Origin of the sequence: Pantoea sp. UBA5923 (assembly GCF_002431095.1) — a bacterium.
In the GTDB taxonomy this organism is placed as follows: domain Bacteria; phylum Pseudomonadota; class Gammaproteobacteria; order Enterobacterales; family Enterobacteriaceae; genus Pantoea; species Pantoea piersonii.
This window is the reverse complement of the sequence record NZ_DJDN01000029.1, coordinates 143,069-154,234: the sequence shown is the minus strand read 5'-3', so window position 1 is coordinate 154,234 and position 11,166 is coordinate 143,069. Positions and strand designations below refer to the sequence as shown.

At 57.4% G+C, this 11,166-nt stretch carries 11 protein-coding genes; 3 read left to right on the top strand and 8 right to left on the bottom strand.

The window, feature by feature from the left end:
* Positions 1 to 477, top strand: a 477-nt coding sequence (locus B3797_RS08085; RefSeq protein ID WP_311790820.1) for an NAD(P)H-dependent flavin oxidoreductase, incomplete at its 5' end; no start/stop codon positions are given.
* 12 nt (positions 478 to 489) lie between these two features.
* Here the strand turns inward: B3797_RS08085 and B3797_RS08080 are convergent.
* The 3 genes from B3797_RS08080 to B3797_RS08070 form a co-directional block, all read right to left on the bottom strand.
* Entirely contained in the window at positions 490 to 1,035 is a 546-nt protein-coding gene (locus tag B3797_RS08080; RefSeq protein ID WP_311781431.1) for an NUDIX hydrolase, read from the bottom strand.
* 36 nt (positions 1,036 to 1,071) lie between these two features.
* Positions 1,072 to 1,401: an SMR family transporter gene (locus tag B3797_RS08075; protein ID WP_311790819.1), complete on the bottom strand. Its 330-nt coding sequence runs from the start codon at positions 1,399 to 1,401 to the stop codon at positions 1,072 to 1,074.
* A gap of 160 nt (positions 1,402 to 1,561) precedes the next feature.
* Complete coding sequence (locus tag B3797_RS08070; RefSeq protein WP_311781429.1) at positions 1,562 to 1,822, bottom strand: hypothetical protein; 261 nt, start codon at positions 1,820 to 1,822, stop codon at positions 1,562 to 1,564.
* A 272-nt stretch (positions 1,823 to 2,094) separates the two neighbouring features.
* Between B3797_RS08070 and hpxO the strand changes: the two genes are divergently transcribed.
* Positions 2,095 to 3,252 (top strand): FAD-dependent urate hydroxylase HpxO, encoded by a 1,158-nt coding sequence (gene hpxO, locus B3797_RS08065; protein ID WP_311781428.1) that lies wholly within the window; start codon positions 2,095 to 2,097, stop codon positions 3,250 to 3,252.
* A 27-nt stretch (positions 3,253 to 3,279) separates the two neighbouring features.
* On the opposite strand, the gene dcp is transcribed toward hpxO, so the two are convergent.
* The 3 genes from dcp to B3797_RS08050 all read right to left on the bottom strand — a co-directional run bounded on the left by dcp (position 3,280) and on the right by B3797_RS08050 (position 9,050).
* The gene (gene dcp, locus B3797_RS08060; protein WP_311790818.1) at positions 3,280 to 5,328 is read right to left on the bottom strand and encodes a peptidyl-dipeptidase Dcp; all 2,049 of its coding nucleotides are present in this window, start codon (positions 5,326 to 5,328) and stop codon (positions 3,280 to 3,282) included.
* A gap of 60 nt (positions 5,329 to 5,388) precedes the next feature.
* Complete coding sequence (guaD, locus tag B3797_RS08055) at positions 5,389 to 6,708, bottom strand: guanine deaminase (protein ID WP_311790817.1); 1,320 nt, start codon at positions 6,706 to 6,708, stop codon at positions 5,389 to 5,391.
* Between the two features lie 377 nt (positions 6,709 to 7,085).
* Complete coding sequence (locus B3797_RS08050) at positions 7,086 to 9,050, bottom strand: methyl-accepting chemotaxis protein (protein ID WP_311790816.1); 1,965 nt, start codon at positions 9,048 to 9,050, stop codon at positions 7,086 to 7,088.
* Between the two features lie 408 nt (positions 9,051 to 9,458).
* Between B3797_RS08050 and B3797_RS08045 the strand changes: the two genes are divergently transcribed.
* Positions 9,459 to 9,869 carry an ester cyclase gene (locus B3797_RS08045; protein WP_311790815.1) on the top strand — a complete coding sequence of 137 codons (411 nt, stop codon included), beginning with the start codon at positions 9,459 to 9,461 and terminating at the stop codon, positions 9,867 to 9,869.
* Here B3797_RS08045 and B3797_RS08040 read toward each other — a convergent pair.
* Both B3797_RS08040 and arsC read right to left on the bottom strand, forming a co-directional pair.
* Positions 9,866 to 10,282 (bottom strand): MarR family winged helix-turn-helix transcriptional regulator, encoded by a 417-nt coding sequence (locus B3797_RS08040; protein WP_311790814.1) that lies wholly within the window; start codon positions 10,280 to 10,282, stop codon positions 9,866 to 9,868. The genes B3797_RS08045 and B3797_RS08040 overlap by 4 nt on opposite strands.
* A 131-nt stretch (positions 10,283 to 10,413) precedes the next feature.
* Positions 10,414 to 10,842: a glutaredoxin-dependent arsenate reductase gene (gene arsC, locus B3797_RS08035; protein WP_311790813.1), complete on the bottom strand. Its 429-nt coding sequence runs from the start codon at positions 10,840 to 10,842 to the stop codon at positions 10,414 to 10,416.
* Positions 10,843 to 11,166: the final 324 nt, after the last annotated feature.

The window sequence follows — 11,166 nt, the reverse complement described above, 5'->3', positions numbered from 1 at the left end:
ATGAGCACCATGACGCTGGTGCAGGCGATAGTCAGGTCGTGCGACCTTCCCGTTATCGCCGCAGGCGGCATTATGGACGGCAACGCCATCGCCGCCATGATGAAGCTGGGCGCAACGGGCGTGCAGCTGGGAACGGCCTTTGTGCTCTGCCCGGAATCAGCCGCTAATGCCGCTTATCGCGCGGCGTTAAAAAACCACGCAGCCGCCGGGACCGAAATGACCGCCGCGATTTCCGGGCGACCGGCGCGCTGTCTCAGCAACGCCTTTTGCCGCTATACGCGCGGTATCCCTCGCGAGGCGATCCCGGATTATCCGCTGGCCTACTCGCTGGGCAAAGATCTGGCCGCCGCGGCCGCGGCTCAGGGCGAACACGGCTTTGGCGCGCAGTGGGCGGGCCAGGGCGCAGTGCTGGCGCGGGAAATGGCCGCGGCAGAGCTGGTTAAGATCCTGATAACCGAGTATCACGCAGCGCAGTAGCGCGACGCCCTTTCAGCGAGAAGGATCCGCCAGCAGCAAGAGCAGCGGTACCAGCGAGAGGCCGTCTGGCATTTCGCCGCTGGCGATGAGCTGCCGGATCTCCTCACGGGTAAACCAGCCGGTATCCATCACTTCATCCTGATCCTCATCCATGCCGACATATTCAAGATCGGTGGCAAGATGGGTAATAAACAGCTGATCGCTGCTTCCGTAGGAGGGGTTGTAACGAATAAGCTCACGGATGCTTTTCGCGCGATAGCCGCTCTCTTCAAGCAGCTCGCGGCGAGCGGCGCATAAGGGCGTTTCATCAACATCAACGCCGCCGGAAGGAATCGCCCAGACCACGCGGTCGATCAGATAACGATACTGTTTGATCAGCAGGATCTTATCCTGCTGCATCGCCACAATACCTACCGCTGGACGTTCATGATGGACGGCATAGAAATCACGACGCTCCTGTTCGCTAAGCGCAATACTCGCCTTCTGCACGCTAAACCAAGGGTTATGATAAAGGGTCTGCACCTCGTGAATATCCGCCTCGGTGAGCTGTTTTTTCACGTTCTTCTCCCGTCGATGAAAGTGAAATAAGGTACCTTAATGCCCGACCGTTTTGGAAAAAAGGTTTACCACCAGCACCCCGGCAATAATCAATCCAAGGCCCAGAATGGCAGGCAGGTCCAGCTTCTGTTTGAACACCACCCAGCCAACCACGGAAATCAGCACAATCCCGACGCCCGACCAGATGGCGTAGGCGATACCGGTCGGCATGGTGCGCAGCACCAGCGTCAGGAAATAGAATGCGATGGCATATCCTGTCACCGTTGCCACCGCGGGCCACAGGCGGGTAAAAGATTCGGAAGCTTTCAGACAGCTGGTTGCGATCACTTCCGCCACTATAGCGATAAACAGATAAACGTAAGACATAACATTCCTAAAAACGCCCAGAGACTGCCCGGCAGTAAAGCCGGTTCAGGTGACAGAAAAATGACTATTTTAGGTGATGGCAGGCCGGACAGGGAAACGGCGACAGGATGGTTTGACCTGAATCAATAAACGGCAAACCGCAGGATTTGCCGTTTATGCCTTATCTGCACTGGCTGGCGCAGTTCTGCACGCAAATTTGCGCTTCGCTGCTACAGGAGCCGTTTCCGCGCGTATTGCAGTGTGAGCGCTCTACGTAGCAGTTCTGCTGGCAGCTGGCGAGATCGCATTTAGCCGCAACAGGCGTCAGCTGAACAACAGGCGCGCGTGGCGTAAACAACGCCTGAGAGGCGGTCGGTTGCGCAACGGCGCTCTGCCCCAGCAGCAAGGCGCTCAGCATCAGTATGATGTAACGAGTTTTCATCTTTACTCTCCCTGGGTTCGACACCGGCTAAGTATGGCTGGCGAACGGGCAAATGTCTGTGCGCGGAATACAAAAGCCTCTGCTGGTTACAGCTGCTGTATGAAACGAAAGATTCATCTATATCATTACGCACCAGGATAAGGCATTTTACTGGCCTCTCTGCCCGTTACTGGCGCGTCCACCCTTCCTTATTTCTGCTATCGCCCCGCTATACGCCCCTGTCGTGTTGGTACAAAAGTTGCAGCTTTTACAGCATCAACAAGGAGGAAGGTATGAAAGCGATTATCACTGGCGCCGGTATTGGCGGAATGTGCGCGGCTATCGCGCTGGAAAAAGTGGGCATCGAAACCGCCGTTTTTGAAGCCGTAAAGGAGATGAAGCCGGTCGGCGCGGCCATCTCTGTCTGGCCGAACGGCGTGAAATGCCTTAATGCGCTGGGTCTGAAAGCGCAGCTGCGCGCGCTGAGCGGAAATATGGCCTATATGGCCTACCAGGATTTCGCCAGCGGCACGACCCTGACGCGTTTCAGTATGGAGCCGCTGGTACGCCAGGTCGGCGAATATCCCTCTCCGGTAGCGCGCGCCGAACTTCAGGCGATGCTGATAGAGAGCTATGGCCGCGAACGCGTCAGCTTTGGCAAACGCGTGACGCAGGTCACCCAGCACAGCAACGGTGTTACCGCCACCTTTGAAGATGGCACGCTGGCACACGGCGATCTGCTGGTCGCCGCCGACGGCACGCATTCAGTTATCCGTCATAGCGTGCTGGGCGAAACAGTCGAACGCCGCTATGCCGGCTATGTGAACTGGAACGGGCTGGTGGAGATCGATGCGTCGCTGGCGCCCGACGACCAGTGGACGACTTTCGTCGGCGAAGGCAAGCGCGTCTCGTTAATGCCGGTCAGCGGCAACCGCTTCTATTTCTTCTTTGACGTGCCCTTACCGAAGGGGCTGGCGGAGGATCGCAGCACGCTCAAAGCGGATTTACGCCGTTACTTCCACGGCTGGGCGCAGCCTGTGCAGCGACTGATTGAGGCTATTGATCCCGCGACCACCAACCGCGTTGAGATCCATGATATCGAGCCGTTCAGCCGTTTCGTCAACGGACGCATCGCGCTGCTGGGCGATGCGGCGCACAGCACGACGCCCGATATTGGTCAGGGCGGCTGCGCGGCGATGGAAGACGCGCTGGTGCTGGCCTCCTCTCTCGCCGCCCACTCGCTGGGCATTGAGGACGCCTTGCTGCGCTATGAGGCGAGACGCGTCAGCCGCACCCGCGATCTGGTGCTGAAAGCGCGCAAACGCTGCGACATAACCCATGGCAAGGATCAGCAGGCGACCGCGGCCTGGTATCAGGAACTGCGGCAGGAAACCGGCGAGCGGGTGCTGGCGGGTATGTGCGAAACCATCGAGGGCGGCCCGCTGGGATAAAAAAGCGGGCACTGCGCCCGCTCATGGTTAATCCGCCAGACCGCGATTTTTCAGCATCGGCTCAAGCTGCGGCTCACCGCCGCGCCAGTTCTCATAGAGCTGCTTCAGGTCGCTGCTGTTGCCGCGCGACAGGATCATCTGGCGGAAGCGGTCGCCGTTCTCGCGCGACAGCCCGCCGTTCTCCACAAACCACTGATAGCCGTCGTCCGCCAGCATCTGCGTCCAGATATAGGCGTAATAACCGGCCGCGTAGCCGCCACCCCAGATATGCTGGAAATAGCTGGAGCGATAGCGCGGCGGTACAGCGGCCAGCGCCAGGTTATCGCTCTGCAACGCCTGCTGCTCAAAGCCCTCTACCGACTGCGGTGCCTCGCCAACGCGGATGCTGTGCCAGTGCAGATCCAGCAGCGCGGCGGCCAGCAGTTCGCTCATGTCATAGCCTTTATTAAAGCGGCTGGCGCGTACGATTTTCTGATGCAGCGCTTCCGGCATGGCCTCACCGCTCTGATAGTGGCGGGCATAGTTCAGGAAGACCAGCGGCTCGCTTGCCCAGTGTTCGTTAAACTGAGAAGGAAACTCAACGAAATCGCGCGGCGTAGCGGTGCCGGAGAGGCTGGGATAGCGCTGGGTGGCGAACAGCCCATGCAGCGTATGGCCAAACTCATGGAACATCGTCACGACCTCATCCCAGCTGAGCAACGCCGGTTCGCCTTCCGGTGGTCGGGTGTAGTTGCAGACGTTATAGATGACCGGACGCGTCGCGAGCAGCCTGGACTGGTTGACGAAGTTGCTCATCCACGCGCCGCCGCCTTTGTTATCGCGCTTAAAGTAGTCGGTATAGAACAGCGCCAGCGGCGCATCGTCCACATCGAAAATCTCATATACGCGCACGTCAGGGTGGTAGACCGGCAGATCGTGACGCTCGGTGAAGCGAATGCCGTAGAGCTGGCTGGCAGCCCAGAACACCCCTTTCTCCAGTACGGTGTTCAGCTCGAAATAGGGCCGAATCTGACTCTCATCCAGATCGTACTGCGCTTTACGCACCTGCTCGGCGTAGAAGTTCCAGTCCCAGGCGGCCAGGGTAAAATCGCCCTGCTGCTGGTCAATGGTCTGCTGAATGGCGGCCGCTTCGCGTTCGGCGCGCCCGCGGGCGGCCGGAACGATATGGCGCATAAAGGCGAACGCCGCGTCCGGGGTTTTTGCCATCTGATCTTTCAGCTGCCATTCGGCAAAGCTGGCGAAACCCAGCAGCTGCGCCTGTTGCGCGCGCAGCTGCGCCAGCTCCAGCACCAGCGCGCGGGTATCATTCTCATCGCCCTTTTCGCTGCGGCCGGACGAGGCGGAAAAAAGCGCCTGCCGCGTCGCTCGTGAACGCAGCGCCTGCAGTGCCGGTTGCTGAGTGGTGTTCTGCAGCACCAGCAGCCAGGCATTCTCCAGCCCGCGTGCTTTCGCCGCCGCCTGCGCCACTGCGAGATCCGCCGGGCTCAGGCCATCAAGCGCGTCGGCGCTCTGTACCACCAGCCCGCCCGCTTTGGTGGCGGCCAGCAGTTTATTGGTGAGGCGCGTGCTGAGGCGCGCCGCCTGCTGGTTCAGCGCCTTGAGCTTCTGTTTAGCCTCTTCGTCCAGGCTGGCGCCGGACAGCTGATAGTGCTGCCAGGTCACTTCCACCAGCCGCAGCGACTCAGGATCGAGCGCCAGCGACTGACGCTGCTGATAAACAGCGTCAAGACGCGCGAACAGCGCGCTGTTCAGGACAATCTCATCGTTCAGCGCGGTCAGCTGCGGCGCAATCTCTTCATCGATCTGCTGCAGGTAATCGCTGGTATTGGCGGAGGTCATCGCGCCAAAGACCAGATTAACGCGTTCGAGCAGCTGTCCGCTGCGCTCCAGCGCCTCGAAGGTGTTGGCGAAGGTAGGCGCCTCGGGATTTTGCGCAATCGCCTCAACCTCTTTACGCTTCTCCTCGATACCCGCCTGAAGCGCGGGCAGAAAATCCTCTTCCTGAATCTGGTCAAACGGTGGCGCCTGGTAAGGTAACGTGCTCACCTGAAAAAACGGATTTTGTCTGACGTTCATGCCTCGCTCCTGATTACCGTACAAAAGATTATCCTGGCAGGTTGCCGCGCCCGGAACAACTCAGCTCTGCCTCTTAGCGTCGTCGCGCCGCCATACCGCGCGTCCTTTTATCCAGGTCTCGGCGATATTACGATCGTCGCCCAGCGTCATCAGCACGAAAAGCTGCTCCCAGATATCCTTGCTGTTGCCCATGCGCAGTTGCTGCAGCGGTGAAACGGCCCGATCCAGCACCACGAAATCCGCCTCTTTGCCCGGCGCGAAATTCCCTGTTTTGTCATGCTGATCGAGCGCGTGCGCGCCGCCGAGCGTGGCGTGGTAGAAGGCTTCCGCGGCGCTCAGCCGATACTGCTGTAGCTGCCCCACCTTGTAGGCTTCCCCCAGCGTCTTAAGCATATTAAAGGTGGTGCCGGCGCCAATGTCCGTACCGATGCCAATTTTGACCCTCTGCTGCCAGCTGCGCTTCAGGTTGAACAGCCCGCTGCCGAGAAACAGGTTTGATGTCGGGCAAAAGGCGATGGCGGAGTCGGTCTCGTGCAGGCACTGCCACTCGCTCTCCTCCAGATGCAGGCAGTGCGCGAACATACTGCGTCGTCCGGTCAGCTGGTGGCGATGATAAACGTCGAGATAGCCCTCGTACTGCGGAAACAACGATTTCACCCAGGCGACCTCCTGCGGGTTTTCACTGAGGTGCGTATGCAGCCAGACATCGGGGAACTCCTGGCGCAGCTGCTGCACCTTTTTCAGCAGCGCCGGCGTTGAGGTAGGCGCAAAGCGCGGCGTCAGCGCGTAGCTGAGCCGTCCGCGTCCATGCCAGCGCTCAATCAGCGCCCGCGTCTCGGCATAGCTCTGCTCCGGCGTTTCCAGCAGCTCCTCCGGCGCGTTGCGATCCATCATGACCTTTCCCGCAATCAGCCGCATATCGATCGCTTCCGCCGCACTGAACAGCGCCTCGACTGACTGTGGATGAACGGTGCCGAATACCAGCGCGCTGGTGGTGCCGTTTGCCAGCAGCTGTTGCAGGAAAAAGGCGGACATGGCGGCGGCGTGCTCCACACAGTGATACTGGCTTTCCACCGGAAACGTATACTGGTTCAGCCACGTCAGCAGCTGTTCGCCATAAGCGCCAATCATCTCCGTTTGCGGATAGTGGATATGCGTATCGACAAAGCCCGGCACAATCAGGCTGCCGCGCAGATCGATCAGGCTGCCCGGCAGATGCGGCAGCGTCTCCCAGGCGTGCAGCCCGACGATACGCCCCGCCTCCAGCAGCAGCACGCCATCTTCGATATAGCGCGCCTGCGCCATAATCTCCTCAGGCTCGTGCGCAATATCGTTAAAATCGAAAAAGCTGGCGCGAATGGCAGTAGAGGTTAACGGCATAAAGGCTCCTTGATTCCGCGCTCGCTGGCGCAATTAACAGTCGGACAGTAAGCGATAAACTGCAACCCGCATGCCAGAAAATATAGAATATCAATACGTTATGTAAATGAAGCCTTAATGCGTCGGTCGGAAAAACGGTATCGTATGCGCAACCGGTTGCCTGCCTGAAAGGCGTCAGCAGGGAAAAAGGGTAACAAAGGAGCAGCGCACACCGCTGGTGCAGCGCGCGCTGAAACAGCGCAGCAGACTCGTTGTACAGGATGAACGCGCTTTGTCACTGCGTGGCGTTAGCTAAAAAAATCCCGATGACACAGTGAGTCACCGGGATGCTTTACTACCAGGAACGGCGCGCCTGAGCGGGTCGCGCCGGACAGGCCTTAACGGCCTGTTGAGAGAGTTTGCAGCACTTTCAGTTCGGCCACCGCTTCCTGCATGGCATCCATGCCAGCCGTCAGCGTGCGCAGGCTGTTCAGCTGTTTTGTTATATCTGCCCGCTCATGCCGCGTCTGATGACTCATCTCAGCAATCTTATCGGCCGCGTGAATACTGCGCTCCGCCATATCCGTAGCGGTTTGTACCGTACCGGTCGCCACGTCGCGAATACGCGAAATGGTGCTGACCGCATCGTTGATGTTGCTCGCCGTGGCTTCCGCCTGCTCTTTAGAGGAGTGAGCCAGACGGCGCACTTCCCCCGCCACAACGGCAAATCCCCTGCCCGCCTCGCCCGCCCGCGCTGCTTCAACTGCCGCGTTGAGCGCCAGAATATTGGTCTGGAAAGCGATATTGCTGATGCCAAGCGTGATGACGTTGATGCCGTTTGAGATCTCTTCCAGATCGTCCAGCCCCTCGCCTAAACGGCTCTGCGCCTGCTGGCTCTCTTTCGCGATATCGCTGATGGCGCGGATACTGCTTTCGGCCATCACCAGCGCCTCACTCTGGCTCTGCGTTGCCGCTTCCAGCACCGGCAGCGCCTGAACAATAGGAGCCAGCTCCTGCTGATAATTCACGACGCGAGCCAGCACGCGCGACTGGACTCTGTTCAGTGCCTCCCAGCGACGCAGCGCACGCTGAGCGTAATGCGCGGCATAGCTGGCATACTCCACGGGAAACTGTGCCATCGCGTTGACATCGTGATTAAAAAACACCAGCGCAGAGAGCGTCTGGTTAATCGGCACGCCAAGTATTTCACCGAAGCTGGAGAAGCCGGCCGCGGGAATGCCTTTAAAAAAGTGGGCGTCATGCAGCTTGTCGGCATTGCCCACGCGACGAAGTATGCAGTCATTCATCAGGATTGCCGCGGGTTTACCGTGGCGCTGTGTAAACGCCTGCCAGTCACGGAGCGTCGCCTGTTTGAAGTCGGTCTCCCGCATTAAAAAGAGCCGATCGCCAAACTCCAGATCGCAGAAAAAATGCACGTTCTGGCTGTCTATCTTCGCCACGGAACGAATAAAAAACGCCTCGCCTACCTTTACCGCAAAAGTCAGGCCTTTCAGTCGCTCATTAAGCTGCGTTTCGTTGCAGTTAAGGTGCTCTGTCAGCGCGCGGATAAAAGGCTGCTGCTGCCCCTGCTCATTAAACACCGAGGTCAGGGTGCGCGTAACCGGATCGGCTTCCGCAATTAACCAGCTTTTGTTAAGCGGCTCGAAGTTTTGGCTCTTAAAGGGGGAAAATGATTTGCCTGCTGCCATCTGGCAGAAAACGATTACCGCTTTCCCCTGCAACACGCGGCCGCCTACGCCGATCCAGGTGCCGTCAAAGGACACGCGCCCACCCGCAGAACCGCCAATGGCCAGGCAGGGAAAACGACCGCTGTTATACCAGGCCTGCATCAAAAAGCCTTCCGATGCTGAAAGTCCGTCGCAGTAGATCATGGCGAAGGTGCGGTCAGCAGAGAGCGGCATACGCACTTTCAGGGCTGCCAGCTCCCGCTCAATGGCGCTGATGTGATCGGTCGCGGTGTGGGTGTCTTGCAGATGCAGATCGACAATATGCGTCTCATGTTGCGCAATCAGAGTACGGGGCAACCAGAGCCAGCTACCCTCCTGTCCATCCCCTTTGCAGTATGTTGTCTGCCTGCCGCTGGCGCTGAGTGCGCCGTTAGAGGAGAGCGTAACGACGGTTAAATCCGCCGAGGTAAAACGTTGCCATGCCTGGCTGACCTTCTGAAAATCCGCCTCGGGCGGTACGAACGTCAACAAAATGCCCGCAGCGCGATTGCTGAGGCCTGCTGCAGAGAGAGAAGCGGGCAGATTTCCGCAGTTGAAAATGCCGTCCGTAGGCTGAGACGCACCTGTAATGCGGGAACCTGTAAAGAGCTGACTTATTGTCTTGATGGCAGACATATTATTGTTTCCTCTGCAATTAAAAGGAGTGCGTGTGCTGGTGTAGAAAAAAGGGAGGGCTAAAAGCAGGTCCGTTCGCAATCAGAACTCATGATTCATACTCATCTTCAGAGATGAGCTGTACCTGGGTTATCGACTAACGCGGCCATAGCTTCAGCGATTAGTGTGATTGCTTTGACTGATGTGAGGCGTGTCGTCTCGGCGGCCAGAGACGAGATGGCGGCGCGGCGGAAAGAGCCTTGCGGGGCAGTATTCAGGGAAAGAGTTAACTGAAATAACTATGCGCTGGATAGTGAATAGCGCGGCCGTTTAGGCTCTTCTCACCCCACCGCACAACTTACCTATCGCGTTAAAGCTCCGTACTGCTTAATTATATACAGTTTAACTGTATATATTGCGGAGTCTGGTATGTCTGAAGAGAACAAAATCGTTGTGCAGCGCTTTAACCAGCAGGTGATTGCCGAAGGCAATCGTCAGGCGTTTGAGGATTTGGTTGCGCCCCGTTTCATTAATCGATCTGCCCCAGCGGGTACAGCCAACGATCGTGAAAGTCTGTGGCGTACCTTTAATCAGATCCTCTTTCCCGCGCTGACAGATTTGCAGGTCAGCATCGAAGATCAGATTGCCGAACGCGACTGGGTTACTACACGTAAAACGATAACAGGCGTGCACAACGGAGAGCTGCTGGGCGTGGCGCCCACCGGCAAAAAGCTAACCATTGCGGTAATGGATATGGTTCGCATTGAGAATGGGCAGTACGTCGAGCACTGGGGATTAAATACGCTCGCGCAAGTGGTAAACCAGCTCAAGCAGGGTTAAAGCAGTTTACGCAGCGCCGCCAGGCCTTTCTGGAGATCCTCACGTGCAGCAGCATCAAACTTGTCGGCAATCTGCTTTGCTATCCACTCGCTACGTTGTGCCCGCGCGTCTGCCAGCGATGCGCGAGCGCTTTCACTAAGCACGATCAGCTGCGCCCGCGCGTCTTGCGGGCTTTTTTGCCGCTGTACCAGACCTTGCTGCTCCAGCTCATTAATGACCAGACGCATACTTTGATGTTTAACACCGCGCAGTCGGGCAAGCTCCGCGATAGAGAGCGCCTGATGCGTATCAAGCAGATCCAGGGTTTCATGCTGTGAAGTTCGTACGGTGGCGGTTGCCACGCGCGCCTTGCGCACAAAAGCGCTGATAACCTGGCGCAGTTCATTAGCCAGCCGTTGAGTTTCAATGGTCAAGTGACGATTCCTGCACAGTAAGGGAGGGAGAGTATAAGCGATTTCAACGGGGTGTTGAGATGCCCATAACCGCACGCCTCACGAATGGCAGGTTTATCAGAGCGGCAACAGCCACCGCTGTCAGCACAAAATCAGAGGCAGACGCGTTTACCTTGCGCATTAATCACCACTTCGCCTTCCTCTTTGGTAAAGGCTCCCTGCTGCGGGTCAGGCAGAATATCCAGAACCGCTTCAGACGGACGGCAGAGTTTCGTACCGAGCGGCGTAACCACCACAGGTCGATTAATAAGAATGGGATAAGCCAGCATGGCATCGAGCAGTTCGTCATCGCTGAACCGGTTTTCTGCCAGCCCCAGCTGCTCATAAGGGTCAGTATTTTTACGCAGCAGTTCCCGCACGCTTATGCCCATATCCTCAATCAGTTTTTTTAACTGGTCACGCGTCGGTGGCGTTTCCAGATACAGAATAACTGATGGCTCAACGCCGCTGTTGCGGATAAGCGCCAGCGCGTTGCGGGACGTCCCGCAGGCCGGATTGTGGTAAATAGTAATATCAGTCACAGATGTTCCTTCAGGTAAAGGTCAACAGCAGCAGGCCCATGATAATAACCGCAATACCCGCTAACTCAATGGGTTCTGGCTGATCAAATTCTTTCCTTTGGTCTGGTGGCACTGCTTTAGCGGATAACAAAAAGTTGCTGGCAGAAGCGCACCAGATTGAACGGCGCTATGTTTTTATCCGCATTCATGCCCCTGATGATATTAAAGGAGACCTGTGAATTGGGTACTTGCGTGCCAGAATTAATGCTTTCAAAACAGAGAGTAAAAATTTTGCGCCATTATACTCAGATTGTATCAAATCACATTCATAGCCAAATGAGACGC